This window comes from Sphingomonas sp. PR090111-T3T-6A (assembly GCF_000383095.1).
Taxonomy (GTDB): domain Bacteria; phylum Pseudomonadota; class Alphaproteobacteria; order Sphingomonadales; family Sphingomonadaceae; genus Solisphingomonas.
The window spans coordinates 162,711-181,462 of record NZ_AORL01000019.1 but is presented as its reverse complement, the minus strand read 5'-3'; the positions used below and the strand labels follow the sequence as shown (position 1 = coordinate 181,462).

Annotated in this window: 19 protein-coding genes; 9 read left to right on the top strand and 10 right to left on the bottom strand. The window is 62.3% G+C overall.

Annotated elements, in window-relative coordinates; genetic code table 11:
* Positions 1 to 256 precede the first annotated feature (256 nt).
* The 4 genes from ST3T6A_RS19805 to ST3T6A_RS0109680 form a co-directional block, all read right to left on the bottom strand.
* The gene (locus ST3T6A_RS19805) at positions 257 to 1,045 is read right to left on the bottom strand and encodes an AAA family ATPase (RefSeq protein ID WP_235785765.1); all 789 of its coding nucleotides are present in this window, start codon (positions 1,043 to 1,045) and stop codon (positions 257 to 259) included.
* Positions 1,046 to 1,399: 354 nt separating this feature from the next.
* Positions 1,400 to 1,891: a hypothetical protein gene (locus tag ST3T6A_RS0109690; protein ID WP_019832716.1), complete on the bottom strand. Its 492-nt coding sequence runs from the start codon at positions 1,889 to 1,891 to the stop codon at positions 1,400 to 1,402.
* A 2-nt stretch (positions 1,892 to 1,893) separates the two neighbouring features.
* Positions 1,894 to 2,538 (bottom strand): hypothetical protein, encoded by a 645-nt coding sequence (locus ST3T6A_RS19800; RefSeq protein ID WP_157602691.1) that lies wholly within the window; start codon positions 2,536 to 2,538, stop codon positions 1,894 to 1,896.
* A 16-nt stretch (positions 2,539 to 2,554) separates the two neighbouring features.
* On the bottom strand, positions 2,555 to 3,073 hold the full coding sequence (locus ST3T6A_RS0109680; protein WP_019832714.1) for a hypothetical protein: 519 nt from the start codon (positions 3,071 to 3,073) through the stop codon (positions 2,555 to 2,557).
* Between the two features lie 987 nt (positions 3,074 to 4,060).
* Here ST3T6A_RS0109680 and ST3T6A_RS0109675 point away from each other — a divergent pair.
* From ST3T6A_RS0109675 to ST3T6A_RS21125, 6 genes are all read left to right on the top strand, one after another.
* Positions 4,061 to 4,285, top strand: coding sequence for a hypothetical protein (locus ST3T6A_RS0109675; protein WP_037538288.1), 225 nt, complete (start codon positions 4,061 to 4,063; stop codon positions 4,283 to 4,285).
* Positions 4,286 to 4,290: 5 nt separating this feature from the next.
* The gene (locus tag ST3T6A_RS0109670) at positions 4,291 to 4,746 is read left to right on the top strand and encodes a very short patch repair endonuclease (RefSeq protein WP_083937434.1); all 456 of its coding nucleotides are present in this window, start codon (positions 4,291 to 4,293) and stop codon (positions 4,744 to 4,746) included.
* Positions 4,746 to 6,587: a hypothetical protein gene (locus ST3T6A_RS0109665; RefSeq protein ID WP_019832711.1), complete on the top strand. Its 1,842-nt coding sequence runs from the start codon at positions 4,746 to 4,748 to the stop codon at positions 6,585 to 6,587. The genes ST3T6A_RS0109670 and ST3T6A_RS0109665 overlap by 1 nt, the downstream gene beginning before the upstream one ends.
* The gene (locus tag ST3T6A_RS0109660) at positions 6,584 to 7,492 is read left to right on the top strand and encodes a hypothetical protein (protein WP_019832710.1); all 909 of its coding nucleotides are present in this window, start codon (positions 6,584 to 6,586) and stop codon (positions 7,490 to 7,492) included. The genes ST3T6A_RS0109665 and ST3T6A_RS0109660 overlap by 4 nt, the downstream gene beginning before the upstream one ends.
* A gap of 11 nt (positions 7,493 to 7,503) precedes the next feature.
* On the top strand, positions 7,504 to 8,214 hold the full coding sequence (locus ST3T6A_RS0109655; protein WP_019832709.1) for a hypothetical protein: 711 nt from the start codon (positions 7,504 to 7,506) through the stop codon (positions 8,212 to 8,214).
* An 87-nt stretch (positions 8,215 to 8,301) separates the two neighbouring features.
* The gene (locus ST3T6A_RS21125) at positions 8,302 to 9,519 is read left to right on the top strand and encodes a DNA cytosine methyltransferase (protein WP_019832708.1); all 1,218 of its coding nucleotides are present in this window, start codon (positions 8,302 to 8,304) and stop codon (positions 9,517 to 9,519) included.
* Positions 9,520 to 9,690: 171 nt separating this feature from the next.
* Here the strand turns inward: ST3T6A_RS21125 and ST3T6A_RS0109645 are convergent, their stop codons facing one another.
* From ST3T6A_RS0109645 to ST3T6A_RS0109620, 6 genes are all read right to left on the bottom strand, one after another.
* A complete protein-coding gene (locus ST3T6A_RS0109645) occupies positions 9,691 to 10,323 on the bottom strand; it encodes a tyrosine-type recombinase/integrase (protein WP_019832707.1) in 633 nt (210 codons plus the stop codon).
* 450 nt (positions 10,324 to 10,773) lie between these two features.
* The gene (locus ST3T6A_RS0109640) at positions 10,774 to 11,160 is read right to left on the bottom strand and encodes a nuclear transport factor 2 family protein (RefSeq protein ID WP_019832706.1); all 387 of its coding nucleotides are present in this window, start codon (positions 11,158 to 11,160) and stop codon (positions 10,774 to 10,776) included.
* Between the two features lie 254 nt (positions 11,161 to 11,414).
* Entirely contained in the window at positions 11,415 to 12,368 is a 954-nt protein-coding gene (locus ST3T6A_RS0109635; RefSeq protein ID WP_026359576.1) for an aldo/keto reductase, read from the bottom strand.
* A gap of 99 nt (positions 12,369 to 12,467) precedes the next feature.
* Positions 12,468 to 13,922: an efflux transporter outer membrane subunit gene (locus ST3T6A_RS0109630; RefSeq protein WP_019832704.1), complete on the bottom strand. Its 1,455-nt coding sequence runs from the start codon at positions 13,920 to 13,922 to the stop codon at positions 12,468 to 12,470.
* A gap of 18 nt (positions 13,923 to 13,940) precedes the next feature.
* Positions 13,941 to 15,428: an MFS transporter gene (locus tag ST3T6A_RS0109625; protein ID WP_019832703.1), complete on the bottom strand. Its 1,488-nt coding sequence runs from the start codon at positions 15,426 to 15,428 to the stop codon at positions 13,941 to 13,943.
* 5 nt (positions 15,429 to 15,433) lie between these two features.
* Positions 15,434 to 16,522, bottom strand: a complete 1,089-nt coding sequence (locus ST3T6A_RS0109620; protein WP_019832702.1) for an HlyD family secretion protein — start codon at positions 16,520 to 16,522, stop codon at positions 15,434 to 15,436.
* Positions 16,523 to 16,718: 196 nt separating this feature from the next.
* Here ST3T6A_RS0109620 and ST3T6A_RS0109615 point away from each other — a divergent pair, with 196 nt between their 5' ends.
* From ST3T6A_RS0109615 to ST3T6A_RS21120, 3 genes are all read left to right on the top strand, one after another.
* The gene (locus ST3T6A_RS0109615) at positions 16,719 to 17,312 is read left to right on the top strand and encodes a TetR/AcrR family transcriptional regulator (protein WP_019832701.1); all 594 of its coding nucleotides are present in this window, start codon (positions 16,719 to 16,721) and stop codon (positions 17,310 to 17,312) included.
* Positions 17,313 to 17,350: 38 nt separating this feature from the next.
* Positions 17,351 to 17,857, top strand: coding sequence for a G/U mismatch-specific DNA glycosylase (gene mug / locus ST3T6A_RS0109610; RefSeq protein ID WP_026359574.1), 507 nt, complete (start codon positions 17,351 to 17,353; stop codon positions 17,855 to 17,857).
* A gap of 181 nt (positions 17,858 to 18,038) precedes the next feature.
* The gene (locus tag ST3T6A_RS21120) at positions 18,039 to 18,602 is read left to right on the top strand and encodes a DNA-3-methyladenine glycosylase (protein WP_083937430.1); all 564 of its coding nucleotides are present in this window, start codon (positions 18,039 to 18,041) and stop codon (positions 18,600 to 18,602) included.
* Positions 18,603 to 18,752: the final 150 nt, after the last annotated feature.

Here is an 18,752-nt window from a genome sequence, read left to right as displayed (position 1 = left end):
AGCCGGAAATGGTGACCCCAACGGGAGCCGTCACTTCTCGAATGCAGCACGCAAATTCAATAGCTTAGGCAGCGCCTTCTTGCTGAATATTCCTACCTTTGTACCACCATATTGTACGTCGGAGTGTCCACGACGGTGACGGATAGCGTCAGCTGGAGGAAAGCTGGGGACCAAGTCAACCAGCATGATGTTGACGCCGCTCCCTTCGCCGAGAGCGATGCCGCATATGCCGCTGGTGGCCGAGCCAGCTCTGCTCTCACTGCCGGCGCGGACCATGGCCGTCCGCGAACAGCGCCCCGAACACGGCGCGGACGTTTCGAGCAAGGTCACGAACGGACGGCTCGCTCAAAAACGCATGGCGCAGCAACCGAAGCACGGTCGGTGGCAGGTCAGGAAGGAGGCTCGGTGGCACCTCCCAGGCGGAGGCAAGGTCGCGGATCAGAGAGACGAGGATGGCCTCGAAATCGGCCGGCTTCGGATGCGGCACCTCTACGATCCGGAATCGCGAGAGGAGAGGTGCCGGGATCGTGTCCGTGCGATTGCCGCAGGCCATCCAATTGACGTGAGAGATGTCGCACGCAGTGAGCAGGCACTGATCATACCAAGATTTTGCGGAAGCCGGCTCCAACATCGAGAGCAGAGTCTGGTGCGGTCGGCCATTAGCCTTCGAGCCGCCTGCCTTGTCGATCTCGTCGAGTATGAGAAGCGGATTGGCGATGCCCGTGCCGGCGATTGCGACAAGCGGCCAGCCGGGCTGTGCGCTTTGATATCCGCTTGCTGTCCCACTCAGCATTCGATCGTCGGACATGGTAGAGAGCTCCGCCACCAGCGTGGCGATGCCAAGCGCCGCCCCCAGTTTACGTGCGAACCACGTCTTCCCCACGCCGGGCGGCCCGACGAGGAGAACGGGCTCGATCGCCACCCAGGGGCGCCCAAGCGCCAGTTGCGTGCGCAATTGGCGTTCGACGTCGCGTACAAGCTGTTCGGCCCACGGAGCCCCCGCAACAAGTTCATCGAGGCGAGGGAAGCGGTCGGCTGACGACACGCGCATGGAACGTCGGCCGCCCAGCTCGACAGGCTCAAAGAGCTTTTCCCATCTTGTGTCGATTGTTGGCTCGCCATGGACGCGAGGCCGCCCCCCACGGCCAGATCGCGGACAGACGGTCACCGAAACCGTTGTTGGGAGCCGTTTTGGGACGCGAGGGAGCCGGCCCGGGCGAGCCAGTGACAAAGGGTCGAAATCCATGGATACTCCGAAAAAATGCAGAAGGGCCGCCCCACAGAGCAGCCCTGGAAATGCGCAGCATGTCTGCTGCAATCGAATGCCGACTGGTCGGTCGCCCGCCCTGGCTGCAATGGGAAACCGCTCAAGTTTGTGCGGCGTGCAGGTTGCCGCGCATCACGACGAGTTCGTATGGAGGCGCGCCTGGAACGAGAGGACAGCAAAACTCCCCTCCCCATTCTCCGTCGTCGAGAGAAGGCGACGAAGCGCTGGCGATAGAAATAGATCCTCGCCGGCGATTTTCGTGTTCCCGTCCCGAGCGACGACGGCGCCGTCAACCAGCCAACCGGGGAGTTCCTTCGCCATGATCCGGCGGAATTCGCGCTCGGATCGCGCATAGCTGGCATGGAAGATCTGGGTCAGCCCCTCCCCCGTCGCAAAGTCCGCGACACTGCCCCGATAGAGATGCCTGCCCTGCCCGACCGCGAACAATTCCTGCTTTTCCCAGTCATAAGCGGCGGAACGACAAACCTGGTCCGACGCCGCGCGCGTCATGGCGGCCGGTTCGTCGAGTAGGGCTTGGGCTCGCTCGATGATGGCACGCAGCTTCGCGACCTCAACCCAGCCCTTGGTTGCCGTGATACGGGCCACACGTTCGATCTGGTCCATCGTCACGCCTCCCAGTTCGAAACATGGTCGAGCCACTCGGCATGGATGATGGCTTGCCCCTCATCGTGACAGAGCCGCCGTTCGAAGCCGCGCAGGCCGATCCCATCCATTTGCCGAGGCGAGATCAGCAGATGACAATGCACGTCGCCGTCCGAACCGGCGCGCGCCGGGACATGGAGGACGAGGATCACAGGCAGCTTGCGCCGCCGGACAAAGCTTGATCGGACGAAGGCCCGCGTTTTCTCCCAAGCCTCGTGGATCCGACATACATCGGGAAAGCCGAGGGTGACGTAGGTGAGCAAGGCCTGCCCGCTCTCCACCGAGCGGGCATCGATCTCCTCAACCAGCAATCGTGGATCGAGGAAGCGATCATCCGCGCCCGTTGGAAGCAAGACCTCGATTTTCTCCGCGGTGACCGGCCAGGGAATGGCTGTTGCTTTCTCCGCAGGCGGGGTCGGCTGCGCCTTCAGGCGGCAGAATTCGGCTGCGCTGTTCGTGCGGCCGCGAAATGTGCGACGAAGCACGCCGAACGTATATCCTGATGCCGCCTCAAACCCTTCGATCGCCGGATTGAGATACAGCCAGCTCAACGGATCATCCTCCGAAAGCTTTGGGCGAAATGCGCCGCCCGCGAACTTCGCGGGCACGGAGTGACGTACCATCTCAGTAGCTGCCCCACAGGCGAACGATTTGAGCCGCAGCCCGGCACAGGCCGTCCGACCGCTCATCCTGGTCGATGTAGGGCGCCGTCATCGAGAGATGCAGCCCGTCGGGCCCAATGGCGAGCCAAGGGCCTCGACCGTTCGCTGGGATGAACCACAGCCCGTCTTCGCGATCTCGATAAAAGAGCAGATTGTCGAGCAGCAGATGGCCGCTACTCAACTTGAGCAGCGCTGAGATCTGGACCGGATTAAGCCTCTCTGGCCACTTCCCATGAGCTATCATCAGGACGTTGCTGTCGAACGCGTTCGCGGCCACCCGCACTGCGTCGCGAAACCGTCCTGCGTGGTCGTCTGCGGTAGCTGCCAAGACAAGATGCAGATCGGGCAAGCAAACCGAACAGCGGGGCATGCCGACAGAACCTGTCAAAAGTTCAGGGATAGCATCCGTCGCTTCGAGCGGCAGCTGGATGAGGCGCGCTGACGTGAGCGCGCCATCAATGGCACTCTGTATGTTGAACATGAAAAACCTTGGTCAGGAGAAATCCCCGAGCCGCAGCGGGTCGGTTCAGGTCCATCCCCTTTTTCATTTAACGGGATAGACTTCATTTATCCTACACTAATCCGGTATAAACACATTACCTCACGGCACATCTTGGCTTTATTAGTGCCAACGACCGAATTGTCAGTGACAACGTACCATTCAGATCGGGCAGTCATCGATCGGAAATATTAGGCAGAGCATCCGCTGAAGCGGACATCAACTTGCCACCGATCGGCGGTTTGACCCATCGCAGGGATCGTCCGCTCTTGGCCGTTTGCCGACCAGCGGGTTTCAGGCAGGCAATCGCGGTGAGCCGCCCTTCGTTAAGTTAGCCGCTGATGACAAAGGATCCACTACTCATCGCGAAAGCCAGGCCGAAAGCTGCCGCTCCAGTTTTTGTCTTGGCGGTAGGAGCACACTCCTCGGGAGCATTACGCTTCGATGTTAATGATGCTCATTGCATAGGGCGCTCTGTCAATTTCCCCATCCGAGCGAAGAATATAGCCTGATGCGCGCCATCAAGGCGCTTCAGGCAGCGAACAAACTCTGCAATCGAAGCCGGAGCTTAAAAGCCGGGTCGAAGCCTTCTGCATTCTCCGAGGGGGCGACGTGCAGAGTTGACACCAAGGCTGGCTCGACAATGCCTCCCTCGCTTCGTGGAAACCAGCGTGCGAATGGCACAACGTCACTCGGGGCGGTGAGCGGATGACGATCCACAGGTTGATGTCCTTTTGGCATCGGATTCCGACACACCCGTCCGATCGATGGTCGACGTATGTCGTCGTGATCGTGATGGGCCACCCACACGCAAAGCGGCGTAGGCAGAATGGCACAAACACCCATGTCCAGATAGTACATTTGCAGAATGTATAGCACATTCTACAAATGTGACAAATATCCTGAGCCAAATCGTTGACTCATGACGCAGGTTTTAGGATTATGCGTTACAGAATCACGGAGACGGTCATGCGCGACAAGCGAGAGAAGTTCGTACAGCTTGCAAATCAGAGGGTTACGAAGGCGATCGATCAAATTCGTCTGATCGGAAACCTTTCGAACCGTGCGGCATACGATTTTACCGACGAAGACATCAAAAAGATCGTCAAAGCGCTCCAGAAGGCAGTCGACGGCACGAAAACGCGCTTCGCTGAGACCGGCGGAACGTCCGATCAGACTTTCAGTCTCGAATAAGAGCCGTGGCTGACACGATATCGCCCGAGAAGCGGAGCACGCTGATGGCGCGTGTCGGCCCGAAAAACACGAAGCCGGAATGGATAGTTCGAAGCTTGCTCCATGCCGCAGGCTGGCGCTACCGGCTTCACAAGAAGGGATTGCCCGGGACGCCCGATCTTGTTTTCGGCAGTCGGAAAGCGGTGCTTTTCGTACACGGCTGTTTCTGGCACGGGCACTCGTGCCGTTTGGGGCGCTTGCCGAAGACGAGAACGGAATTCTGGGCGGCGAAAATTTCGGCCAATCGGGAACGCGATGCGAGGAAGGCGGCGGAGCTGACCGGCAGTGGATGGCGGGTCCTGACGGTGTGGCAGTGTAGTTTGAAGCAGCCTGATAGGCTGCTGGTCGAGATGGAGGATTTTCTTCGGGGCGAAGCAGCGCTCGTGGAAACCCGCCCTATGGATGTCGAAAAGGGAGTGTGATGGCGAAGGGCGTAATCAAGCTGAAGGCGGCGCTTCCGACGAGCGATTGGGTGTTCGAAAACAATCCGCCGATGGGGGGAGCTACCGGCGAAGCGTTCACCAACACGCTTGCGTCGTCCGGCATGGCCCCCGCGTCGGTGCTGGCCCGAGAAGCGATCCAGAACAGCGTCGATGCCCATGCCGAAGGCGAACAGAAGGTGCGTGTCGAGTTCGTCGCGAAGGCCATAACGGGAAAGGATAAGACGGCTTTCGTCGCCGCCGCCGGCTTGACCGCCATCGCGCAGCGAGAGGCCAAGCTCGGCTTCAAAGAGCCGAACTGCATCGCCGATCTCCAGAACGGCAAGAAGCCCATGACGCTTCTTTTCGTGAACGACTACAACACCACCGGCCTGGCCGGTGATCCGAGCGATACGGATTCGAAATTCGCGCGGTTCTTGCTGTCCTTGGGTGACGGCGGGAAGGAGCATACCGAGCACGGAACGGGCGGCTCCTACGGCTTCGGAAAGTCGGTTTACAGCTCGAACTCGGCGATCCTCACTATCTACGCCTACAGCCGGACGTCCGATGGCGACGGCAACCCGACGTCGATCCTCTTCGGGTGCGGCTATTACCGCAAACATAAGCATGACGATGCCGGTTTCACGGGGCGCGCTTGGTTCGGTCGCGACGTGACTGAGGACGGCCCGAACGCGCATCAGATTGTCGAGCCGCTGCGCGATGACGAGGCGGACGCGCACGCGGCCAAGCTCGGCTTCGACGTGCGCGGAGACGAGGATTTCGGCACGTCGGTGCTGATCGTGGATGCTGCCGTCGATGCCGCTGGAATTCTTCGGGGCATTGAGGACTGGTGGTGGCCCCGCTTGCTTTCGAACCTCCTCGACATCCGCGTCGTCGATACGAAGGGCGACATTTCTTTCCCGCGCCCGCGTAAGCGGGAGGATCTCAAACCCTTCCTAGAAGCCTTCGAAACAGCGATCGGAAAATCGCCGCCCGATGGAAGGCGGACCTTCCACCGGCCTTTCAACAAGTCGGAAGGCACGAACATCGGGACGTCGGGATTCGTCGTTCTTGAGCGCGATGAGAAGGACAATCCTCTCGTCGACGAGGATCATGTCGATGCGGTCGCACTCATCCGCAGCCCGCTGATGGTCGTCGCATATTATCGGCAGTGGTCCGTCGGCACCCCAGCGATGGCGGGAGCGTTCTTGGGCGCGGAGGATATCGACGACATTCTCCGGGCTGCCGAGCCACCGGCCCACGATCGCTGGGACCGGAATGCGCGTCGCCTTCAGGATCAGACCGGTCGGAAACGCGAAATCGTCAATAAGGTGCTGAGCGGGGTGCGCCGGGCCATCAAGCAATGCCAAGGCACGGCCTCTCCCCCGCCGCCGCCTCGGCCGAAGCGGCTGTCCGTATTGGAGAGGACGCTCGCGAACTTCCTCACGCCCACGAAAAAGGGGCCGCAGCCCAACCCCGAGCCGTCGTCCGCACCGATCCATTTGACATACGATCAAGAGCCGCGCGCAAGCGCCGAGGGCAACTCTCTTCGGCTGAAAGCATCGTTCGACGTCAAACTGAAATCGGAAGAAAACGTCGATAGCCTCAAGGCTCGTGTCCGCGTGACATGCCCCGTTATCGAAGATGGAGCAGTCGGTGATTCCCTTGAAGTCGCCGTGACAGCGAACGTCGAGTTGACGGAAGACGAGACGCGTCCCGGCTGGAAGGTCTTCGACCTGACCCAAGCGGACGGAGCGCACTTCGATTGCGAAACGGGTGCCTACGATCCTCTCTGGACGGTTCGCTTCGTTCCGGAAGTCGAGCCTGTGGAGATCGAACAATGAGCGTTGCGTGGCATCGGACCGAACCGAGGGACGTCCGCCCCTTCTTCGAAACCGCGAACGCGGAAAATGCGCTCGACGACTCCGGCATTCGCTTGTTTGCCAACGGTGATACGTTCGAAGACACGTCGTTCGATCTCGACGAGATCGATTTTCAGAAACTCGAACCGAGTGTACATATCACACTCGTCGAACCCTCGCTGTGGATGCCGGAAGGCCTGTCCATTGACGACATCGAGCTGGTGTTGATCGGCCGCCACTCGTTTCTGAAACGTGCCGAAGTCGTAGCGCGTTATCCGCTTTCAGGGGAGCTGCCGGCCGACATTCCCGTCCAGCCGGACTTGCTCGAACGGCTCGGCGGTGGTCGCAACCTGCTCCTGACACTTGCTCTGTGTCTCTCGACGGATCGCGAGCCGACACCGGGAACCCCCTTCGTTCCCGGCCACTGGCTCGCCCGCAAGGCCTTTCTTCTCCGTTCGCGGACGATGCCGGCTCTGTTCGATCTCCAGACGAGGACCGACGAGGCCTGGATCGCCGCCGGCTATCCGGCCAAGACGTTCTTCGCCGTCGATTACGCCGGTGGCATTGCCGGTGAGATGGAGGACGGAAGCTCCGTCGCGACCGTCCATATCCATATCGATGCCCATAATAAGATGATCGGCTCGCCGATCGGCGACGCGCTACAACCGATGCTCGCAGCGGAAATCATCTTGTCGATAATGCTAGACAGCGTGGACGAGTGGAAGGATCTCGAAACTATCGATTCGTCCAGCCCGCTTGCCACCCTCGCAAAGCAGCTCGGTGATGCCGAGCCTTTAGGGCTCGACGATCTTAAGAAACTGTGCGCCCGCCCGTCTAAACTGAGAGCGATCTTGCAAGATCGTCTTTCGGTTGTCCGCGCACTATAAGGGACCGCTTTATGCCCTATCCGATATTGAGCAAGGCCGAAGTCCGCCCATATCTTCTCGCCGAAGGCGACAACAAACCGAGCTTGCCGACGCCCCGCCTCGGGGACGAGGGACTGGACGCCGACTGGGAGTCGATCGGCGCGGAGGTCGGGTCTGTGCTTCTGTCCCTGTTGGACAAGCATCCCGTAAAGTCCAAATCGGATGGCGGTCCTTTCGAAGCTCTGGCCGCGCCCGAAGTTCACAAACTTTTGCCGTCTCATCCAGCGCTGGCGAACGCGGAGTTTTGGATCTGGTTGGCCGTGACGCATTGCGAGGAGGCAATTGATCTCCGCTACGCGGGAAAACGGAACCTGCAAAACTTCGGGGTCGGGGGAGCAGGCGAGAATTGGCCCTATCGCTTGTGGGTCCGGGCGGAGATCGCCTTCGACCAGAATGCGAAAGATCACTACGCCTTGGCGAAGCTCGGCGATATCGACTTCTGGCGCAGCCACGTGTTCCGGCAGGGCTACGGCGACGTCCGGACCTTCGCACGAGCCTTGCTGGAATTTCAGTTTCCGGCCAAGGCAAAACGCAAACCTCGCCTTAAAATCGCGCAAATCCGGGATTTCGCGAAGCACCTCAAAAGGGCTCGATCCAACCTCATGTTTGAGGTAATGACCGAGGCGCGGGCTACCCAGTTCATCGAATCGGAGTGGGAGCGTCTCGCGCAGAGCACCGAGTGAGATCGACAGTTGCAGCAATCGTTCGAAAGAGTTGATGGTCTAATAGTGAGAAAAGTCCGTTCAAACGGATCTATTCATCAAACCTCTGTGGATGACGTCGCCGATACCGAACTTTCGGATGAGGCGGCTTTTTGGCAGTCGATACTTCGAGGCAAGCAAGTTTCCGGAGAGACGGATGCGAAACCGCTCAAGATAGTGGACGCATTCTGCGGGTCCGGCGGCCTCGGACTTGGCGTTGCGCTCGCCGCCGAGGCTGTAGGTCGCAAGGTCGATTTCACGGCGATCGTCGATACCGATGCGACGGCCGTCCATATCCACCGGCATAATCTTGGTGCGAGAAAGCATCTCGCAACGAGCGTGGCGTCGCTGGTCGATTTCCATGTTGTGGATACCGGCGAGGCCGCGCACTTCGGGTACGATCCGGAGATCGTTCATTCCGACCTGCGGAGGGTCGGCACAGTGGATATGTTCATTGCCGGGCCACCCTGCCAAGGCCACTCGAATCTCAACAATCACACGCGACGACAAGACCCCAGGAACGACCTTTACGTTACCGCCGTGGCGCTCGGTGTCGCTCTCGGTGCGGAAGTCGTTCTTCTCGAAAACGTACCGACCGTCCAGAATTCCCACTCGGACGTCGTTGCGACAGCGGCGGGCCTGTTGCGATCCTGCGGATACGGCGTGTCGATGGCCGTCCTCAAGGCCGACGAGTTGGGAGCCGCACAGCGGCGTCAACGCCACTTCCTGCTGGCGGTCAAAGGTCGCGTGTTGGAACCGGATTATCTGCTGCAATCCGGGAAACGGCTCGCGGCCCCCGCAATGCCGCTTTCATGGGCGATCGGTGATCTAGTCGATCGGGAAGGCGAAAGCTTGCTCGACTCCGCACCCAACCTCACACCAGTCAACATCGCTCGTATCGACTATCTGTTCGATAACGATTTGCACGACCTCCCGGACGATCAGCGTCCGGATTGCCACAAGAACGGCACGACCTACACCGCCGTTTACGGCCGGTTGCATTGGAATCGACCCGCTCAAACGATCACGACCGGCTTCGGCACGCCGGGACAAGGGCGCTACGTGCATTCGCTTCAGCGACGAGTGATCACGCCGAGGGAAGCTGCTCGTATTCAGGGCTTTCCCGATTGGTTCGACTTTGCGCCGAATGACCTCCCGCTGAAGCGAAAGAACCTGGCGAAATGGATCGGGGACGCTGTCCATCCGATTCTCGGATACACAGCGGCGCTGACCGCACTCGCGGCTTTAGAAGAAGCCAGCCGGGTGGGTGCGAGATCGGCGGCATAAAAGCCGGCCCCTCCACAACGCCTCACTTCGCCCCAAACGACGAGGCCCAGTCGCGGTGGCCGGTGAAGATCAACGAATGACCGGTATCGAACTCCGCACTCGACGCCCTGAACGACTGAGATTAGGCGCAGACCTGACCGGCTCCTCGCGAACGGCGGGGAGCCGGAGTGTTCAAATCTCGGTCCCCTCTGCCAATGTCAGAGCGTCCTCAACGTCCACGCCCAGGTAGCGAACGGTATTCTCGATCTTGGTGTGGCCAAGCAGAATCTGCACCGCGCGCAGGTTCCCGGTGGCCTTGTAAATGATCGAGGCCTTAGTGCGCCGAAGCGAGTGCGTCCTATACTCTTCCCGCCGAAGCCCGACGCCGACAACCCACTCGTCGACGAGCCGCGCATACTGGCGCGTGCTGAGGTGACCGGTATGATCGATCCTGCTCGGGAAGACATAGTCGTTCAGCGCACCGCCGCGCCGTTCCAGCCATGCCAGCAGGCTGGCGCGCGCGTCGGTCATCAGCTCGAACTGCACCGGCTTGCCGGTCTTCGCCTGGATGACGATCGCGCGAGTGCGGATTTGCCCGCCTAGGACAAGGTCTCCAATTTTCACCTTCACGACGTCGCAACCGCGCAGCTTGCTGTCGATCGCCAGGTCGAACAGCGCCCGATCGCGAATGCGGCGATGTTCGTCGAGGAAGAACCTGATTGCCCAGACTTGCCTTGGCTTCAGTGCCCGCTTCGCGCCGACCTTTAGCCCCGCATTCCAAGCGCGATGTCCTGCATCGACGGGGTCATATTGTGCCTTTCCCATTTTCCTTCTCCAACGGCCACAACGGCCACAACGGCCTAAAGAAAGATGGGAGTGCGATCGCGCCGATGGACAGATATCGCGCCATTCACGCCATTGCTCGACCAACGTGCGAACGTCTGGTTGGGGCAGAAGTCGCCACTCGATCGGCATCGAGCGGGCGGACAGGCTCGCGCCGCAATGCCGACCATTCGATGCCCCGAAAAGCCAGCAGCCTGAGAGCTGCTGTCCGTTCATGGTGTGAGAATACTGCTCGCGACGGCCGACCCGGAGAGTCGAGCCTTGCCAGCTGAACAGGACCGGATGGAATTCTGATAGACGCTGGACGGACGGCTGATGGGACGTCGCGAGACAAGCTGTCCTTCGCACGTCCCTCGCCCGGGCGGGCAAAACCAAACTTCCATCCGCTCGAGCGTCCAGACACCTTGTTGGCTCTGCTTCGGCGAACGGGCTTCATTGGCCGGCCACATGTTCCACCAGATGGGCTCGCGATGGCGCAGGATCGAAGCGATCAGCGAAATATTGCGTCTCGTGAACAACCCGACCTGCACGAAACTCCATGATGCTCACGGCGTAGGACGGCACATCGTCATAGCTGAGCGTGAATTCCGTGATCCAAAGGTCATCGCCGCCGAGAATGCGCCGCACGCTGAAGCGCTTTCTGCTGGGCTGGAGGTAACGGCTCATGCAGATCGTGTCGCGCCCACGGAGTCGTTCGCCCGACTGCGGATAATCAAGCACGGCGTCATCATGGTAGATTGCATGTTCGGCTTCGAAATCGCCGGCGTCCGACGCTTTCCAGTGGTGCTCCAGCGCTAGCCTGATGGTCTGGTCGTCCATCCTTCTCTCCTTGAGTTTTATCCACCGGGAGAATGTCGGATCGCCACCAGAGAGAACAGCGTGCGATGCCGTCTGGCAGACTGGGATCACCCCGATCCCCCGGTTATAGCCCGCAGTATCCGAAGGACCGAAATTTGAACTTGCCGGCTCTCGCAAGCGAGGAGCCGTTCATTCCACGACCAAAGCGCCAGCCGCACGCTCTTCCCTGTTTGACCTGCTGGTCATGGGAGGGGAGCGCGGCGTAGGGATGCGATCTACGGCCGTGAGCCAGGCGAAGGCGGGACAAATCCGGGCACGCCAGTCTGCACGACCTGGTTGAGCCGCACGCTCATTCCGATATTCTCGCGGATCTCCGCCATCGCATCCTCTGGCAGCGGGGAGATGTCGAAATTCTCGCGGATTCGGTGTGGCGTGACCGACGTGGTGAGGAAGGCCGTGCCGCGCTGCACCGCCCATGCCAGAGCAACCTGCGCCGGGGTCTTGCCGATCCGCTGCGCGATTCCGGTGATGACCGGATCCTCGATCAGCCGCGGCTCCATCCCGTGGCCGAGCGCCGCGAACGCCTGCAAGACGATCCCGTGCCGCCGGCAATATTCGAGCAATTCCCATTCGGGCAGATAGGGATGCGCCTCGACCTGAACCGCGGCGGGCTTGATCCGGGCGATGCCCACAATGTCCTTCAGCTTCTCCAACTGAATATCGGACAGGCCGATGGAACGCGCTTTGCCCTCGTCGACGAGGCGCTCCATCGCGCGCCACGTTTCCTCCAGCGTCACGCCGGTGTCGTAGATCGGCTGGCCCTGCTCGTCCTTCGGATGCTGTTCGTCGGTCGGCGGGAAGGCGAAAGGCGTGTGGATCAGATAAGCGTCGACATAATCGAGCTGCAGGCGGCGCAGGCTCGCCTCGAAGGCGGGGCCGACGCGCTCGGGGCGGTGATTGTTGTTCCACAGCTTCGCGGTGACGAAGAGATCCTCGCGGCGCACGATGCCCTCGATAAAGGCCTCGTGCAGCGCCTCTCCGACGACATGCTCGGTGCGATAGAGTTCCGCCGTGTCGATGTGCCGGAAGCCGGTCGCCAGTGCGATCTTGACGGCCTGCTTGGCGGCGGCGGGATCAGCGATCAGCGTTCCGAACCCGATGGCCGGGATGCTGCCCGTGCCCGAATGCAAGGGAATCCGTGTTTGTTGGAAGGCTTCAGAGGGGGACATGGTGATGCTCCTGCGTCAGGGGCATCCGCCTCAAAGGGTGACGTTTGCCCGGTGGGGTGGCCCGCCTCTCGAACGGGCCGGTTGCAGCGACTTCGAACTCTATCGGGCGTCGCTGGATGCCGTTCTCCGTGCGAAGGCGCCATCGGAATTGCCGCCGAGCGCGACCGAGAGCTGGACGGCGTCGAGATATTGCGCCGTCCTCGCCTGAATTTCGCCGAGCAGCGCGCGCTGATAGCCGCGCTGGGCGTCGAGCACCTGAAGCACGCCGATCTCGCCCGCGCGATAGCCCGCCTGGTTCAGCCGGAGGCTGGCCTCGGCGGCGCTGAGGGCGTGCTCCTGCGCGGCATATTCCTCGGCATCGTGGTTGATCGCCTGCAACACATCGGCCACCTGGCCGAGCGAATGGACGATGGTCTGCCGATAGTCGGCAAGCGAGGCCTTGTAGCCGTCGACCGAGGCGCGGCGATTGGCCTTGAGCGTGCCGCCATGGAAGATCGGCGCTGCAAGACCGCCGGCGACGCTCCAGAGCGTGCCGATGCCCGGCCCCGCCGCGGCCAGCGAGGCCGAGAGCTGGAGGCGCGGATAGAGATCCGCCGTCGCCACGCCGATCGCCGCGCTGGCGGCGTGGAGCTGGGCCTCGGCCTCCAATATGTCGGGGCGATCATGCGCGACTTCGGATGGCAGGCTCACCGGCATGTCGGCGGGCAGCGCGAAGTCCGACATGTCGAAGTCCGGCGGCGTCCAGTCGGCCGGTCCTTTCCCCGCGAGCACGGAGAGCGCGTGGCGCGCCACGTCGCGCTGCTGGGCCAGAGGCGGGAGCAGCGTCTGGTCCTGCGCGAGCTGGGTCGTCGCCAGCGCGACATCCACCTGCGTGGCGCTGCCGAGCTGGTGCGCGGTGCGGACGAGGTCGAGAGTCTTCCGGTCCTGATCGAGCAGCACCTCGACCGCGCCGATCTGCGCCCGCGCCGAGGCCAGCAGCAGCGCCTGGCTCGCGACATCGCCGGTGAGCGTGAGATAGGCGGCGTCGTAGCGATGCCGCTGAAGATCGGCGAGCGCGACACGCTCCTCGACCAGCCTTTTCTTGCTGCCGAAGATGTCGAAATCGAAGCTCACCGTCGGCCCGACCGTATAGACGTTCGAGGCCGCGCCGCCCGCGCCCTGCCGGCCGCCGCTCGCGCCAAAATCGACTTGCGGACTCAGCCCGCCGCGCGCGGCGGCGACGGCTTCGTTGGCCTGCGCGATGGTGGCGTCGGCGGCGGTGAGGTTCAGATTTCCGCCGATCGCCTGCCGCATCACCTGATCGAGCCGCGTCGAGTGGAGGCTCGCCCACCAATCCCCATCCGGCTTGCGGGCGAGATCGATGCGCGGCGCGCTGGCGCCGTCATTGGCGCTGAGCTGCTGCTCCGCCTGTCGGTCATAATGGTGCGAGCCGAGCGGGGCGGGCCTCTGGAAATCGGGCCCGACCGTGCAGCCTGTCAGCAGGCCCAGCGCCGCGACCGCTGCGATGGTGGTCCGGGCGGCCTGGCCCCAAAGGATCGATGTCTTGGAAATCATGGCAGGACTCCGCGCAATTCAGTTGAGCGACCGCGGTTTGCGGAGAAGCAAAGCAAGGGGACTGACGATGAGGATGACGATCATCAGGAGCTTGAACTGGTCGATCACCGCGATGATCGCCGCCTGCCCCGTGAGCATCTCGTTGAGGGCCGCAACGCCCGAGCCGGAGAAGAGGCCCGCGACAGGCCCCACGGCGTGATGCGGCGTCAGATTCTTGGCGAGCGCCAGATGCAGCATCTGCGTATTGTCGTAGAAGAAGATCTGGACGATCGCGATGCCGATCGTGCTCCCGTAAAGCCGCGCCAGATTGAAGAGCGCGCCGCCTTCGGGGCGGAATTTCGGATCGAGCGTGCTGAACGCCGTCTTGCCGAGCGCTGGCATGAGCACGCCCAGCCCCGCGCCCTGAACGGCACCCGCGATGACCACGAGCGTCCAGTCCATCAGTGGCGAATAGCCGAGCATCAGCCAGTTGCCGCACGCGGTGAGGGCGATGCCGCCGATCACGAGCAGGCGGTTGTCGGCCCATTTCGGCGCATGGGAGGTCAGGATGACCGCGCTCACCAGCGCCGCGCCACGCGGGATGGTCATGTAGCCCGTGATGTCGGGGGGGTAGCCGAGCAATTCCTCGAGCATGGGCGAAGTCAGCGCCAGCGTCGGCAGCAGCACGAAACCGAAGGCGAAGAAGATCACCGTCGAGAGCGTGAAGTTGCGATCCCGGAACAGCGCCTTGTTCAGGAAGTGGCCGGGAGATGTCAGGATGTGGACCGCGTAGAGATAGAAGCCCAGCGCAGACGCCGCGGCCTCGACCCAGCTTTCGGTGGACGCGAACCATTCCATCCGCTCGCCGCGATCGAGCAGCATCTGCAGCCCCACCATCCCGAGCGAGAAGGTCGCCAGGCCGAAGAAATCGAAGGGCGGGTTCTGCTCGGCCTTCTTCTCCGGCAGGGACAGGGCCATCGCCAGAAAGATCAGGCCGGTCGCCGGCAGGCCCAGGTAAAACATCAGCCGCCAGTCGTGAAACTCGCTGATCCAGCCGCCGATGGCCGGGCCGCTGAGGATGCCGACCAGCACCGTCACCGTGGAGAGCAACGTCATCCGCGCATGGCGTTCGGGCGGTAGCCCGTCGAGCAGGATGGCCAGCGACAGGGGCGCGATCGGACCGCTCGCCGCGCCCTGGACGATCCGCGCGCCCACGAACTGCAAAGGCGTCGTCGCCTGCGTGTCGAGCAGGATGCCGATGGCGAAGAACGTCAGCGACGCCAAAAATACGGCCTTGCGTCCGAACGCCCCGGCGAGCCAGCGCGCCATCGGGAAGGTGACGGCGCTCGCCGCGATGTAGGAGGAAAAGACCCAGCCGATCTCGTCGTCGGACATCGACAGCGCGCCCTGAACATGCAGCACCGCCGCATTGGGCAGCGAGATGTTCACCGCTTGCAGGTAGGTCGCCAGCAGTGCTGCGACCATCACCGTGCGGTGGCCCTCGGGCGAGGACGGCAGGGCGCGCATGGCGCTCACCGGGCCTGCGCCGCGCGGCGCGTGTCGATGCGGGCGGTGACGCTGATGCCGGAATAGAGCGGCCGGCCCGGATCGATGCTGTCGAACTCCAGCCGCACCGGCAGGCGCTGGACCACCTTCACCCAGTTGCCGGTGGCGTTTTCGGGCGGCAGCACCGCGAACTCCGATCCCGTGCCGGGGCTGAGGCTGGCGACATGCGCGTTGAAGACGTGCCGGGGATAGGCATCGACGACGATCGTGGCCGGCTGGCCCGGCCGCATATGGGTGAGGCCGGTCTCCCGGAAGTTCGCCTCGACCCAGATGCGCCGCGTCGACATCATCGAAAAGACGGCCGAACCGCTGTTGACGAAATCGCCCAGTTGCAGGTCGTCGACCTTGGTGACGATCCCGTCGTCCGGCGCGACGATCCGCGTGTAGGAGAGATCGAGCCGGGCGCGATCGAGCTGGGCCTTGGCGTCGCGGACGGTCGGATGCCGATCGATCGCGATATTCGGGTCGCCGTTCAGCGCGGCAACCGTGTTCGAAACCTGCTGCTCGGCCGAAACGATGTGCTGGCGCGCCACCTTATAGTCGGTCTCCGACTGCTCATAGGCGGAGCGCGAGGTGAAGTCGGACGCGAGCAGGTTTTTCTTACGGTCGAACTCCTGCGCGCTGAACTGGGCGGTGTCCTTTGACGACTGCACGTCGGCGAGCTGCTGGCGATAGGTCGCCTTCAGGCCCAGGACCTGAAGCCTCGCATTGGCGAGGCGCGCTTCGGCCTGCTCGACGGCGATCTGATAGGGTTCGGGGTCGATCCGGAACAGCAGCTGCCCTTTACGGACGACCTGATTGTCCCGCACTGCGATTTCCACCACCTGGCCGGAAACGCGCGCGTTGATCGATCCCTTGGTCGCCCGGACGAAGGCGTCGTCGGTGCTGACATAGGGCTTGTCGGCCCGGTACATCGCCGCACCGCCAAGGAGCAGCAGCACCGGAACCCCGATCATCAGGGGACGGCGCAGCCGCTGCTTCCATGTCGGCTTCGGCGCGCTGGCGCCCGCTTCCGGGGCCGTGCTCTCAATCGCCTCTTCGAGTTGCTTTTGCATAGTCTCACCCGTCATCTCGATCGGAACGCCGACACGGGAAAGCGCGGACAGAAGCCCGGAAATCCCTTGGGAACCTGCCATTCGGGCTGCTTGCCCCGATTGTTGTTGAATTTTGTTCGATGATGGACAAATATAGCGGAGCGGATGGTCCGTCAAGGATTTTATACGAAATGGAACAAAATACGGCGAGGCGGAGGTGAAGCGTCGCGGGAGGCCGCGGGCCTATGATCCCGAGGAGGCGCTCCAGCGCGCGATGCATGCCTTCTGGAAGAGCGGCTATGCCGGCACGTCGCTCGACGAGATCGCGGCGGCGACAGGCATGAACCGGCCGAGCCTGCGCGCGGCGTTCGGCGACAAGCATGACCTCTATCTCAAGGTGCTCGGCGCCTATTGGGACGCCAAGTTCGAGATGATGCGCGAGGCGCTGGAGGGAGGCACGCTCAGGGAAGCCTTGATGCGGGCCTATGAGGCATCGCTATCGCTCTATTTCTTCGGGGAGGGCTGGGCGCACGGATGCCTGGTCGTCGGCACCGCGATCACCGAGGCTCCGGAGGATGCCGAGATCCGGCAGATGGTGAGCGAAGGGTTCCAGACGCTCGACGTGTATTTCGAAGCGCGGTTCCGATTGGCGCAGCGGGCCGGTGAACTCGAGGATGGGGCGGATGTGGATGCGCTTGCCTTTCTGGCGTCCGCAACAATGCACACGATTGCGATCCGCGCACGCGCCGGGACGTCTCGCGAGCGGCTCGAAGAACTGGCGCGCAGAGCGGTGGATGTGATTTGCGGATGATGCAGAGGAGGCCGGACGCGCTGGCTCCGGAGGACATCGTGCACGACACGCTGCCCGATGTTATCGCCGACGACCTCTTGGTGCTGTTCTGCGGCATCAATCCCGGATTGAGGGCGGCGGCTACGGGCCATCATTTTATGGGTCGGAGCAATCGCTTCTGGCGTGTGCTCCATCTCGCCGGATTTACGCCGCACGAGATCGCGCCCGAGAGGGACCGGGATGTGCTTCGCTATGGATGCGGCATGACATCAGTGGTCGAGCGGCCCACTGCGCGGGCAGACCAGCTCTCGCAGGAGGAGTTTGCGGCCGCGGCGACCGGCTTTGAACACAAGGTTGCGCGTTACGCGCCGCATCATCTCGCCTTTCTCGGGAAGGCTGCTTATTCGGTCCTCTCGGGCCAACGCGAAGTCGGCTGGGGCCGGCAGGCCGCAGAGATGGGAACGTCACGGATCTGGGTTCTCCCCAATCCGAGCGGCAGGAACCGCGCCTTCTCGCTCGAGCAACTGGTGGCAGCGTATCGGGAACTCCGGGCGGCCATTTCCTGAGCGTTTGATCATTCTCTCGCTGCGCGCAAGCCTGTCTGTCGGAGAGCGGATATTCGCGAACTGTGAGGCGGCGCGTAATCCCGGGGCGTCGGATTTCGCCCTTGGGTTAGTCTCCCTTTGCAGAGGGTGGAATCCGGCAACATGAGAGGGACTTGTTGCGCACAGGCGAGTGGCTGATGGCATGCCCTTGATCGATGAAGGCCCGCAGCTTCCAGCGGACTTTTTTGCGCGGGATGTGGAAACCGTTGCGCGAGCGCTGATCGGCGTCACTCTCCTGGTGGACGGTGTCGGCGGTGTGATCGTCGAGACGGAAGCCTATGACGCCAACGATCCGGCATCCCACTGCTACCGGGGACGGACATCGCGCAATGCGAGCATGTTCGGTCCGCCGGGCCGCGCCTATGTCTACAGAAGCTATGGCATCCACTGGTGCCTGAACTTCGTATGCCTGCCGGCCAGTGGCGTGCTGATCCGGGCGCTTGAGCCGACAGCCGGTCTCGATCAAATGGCTGAGCGCCGTGGTACAGCCGATCTTCGGCGCTTCTGTGCCGGGCCGGGGCGCCTTTGTCAGGCGCTAGGGATTGGTGGCCGATATGATGGCCACTCCCTCAACCAGCCGCCCTTCGAATTATGGCCCTGCACGCGGCCTGCGTCGATCAGTGCCGGCCCCAGAATCGGGATTAGTGTGGGCGTGGAAACGCCGTGGCGCTTCTGCCTCGAAGGATCGTCCTTTCCCAGCCGGTGAGAGGAACGCAATTGGGGGTGTCCGATCCGCAAAACGTACTGCGTCTGCTTCTGATAACGGCTTTCGTTCATCACTGTCGCAGCGAACGACAGCTTCGTCCTTCGAGGCGACGTCGGAGGATCGGTCACATCCAACATGAACAGAAGGCAG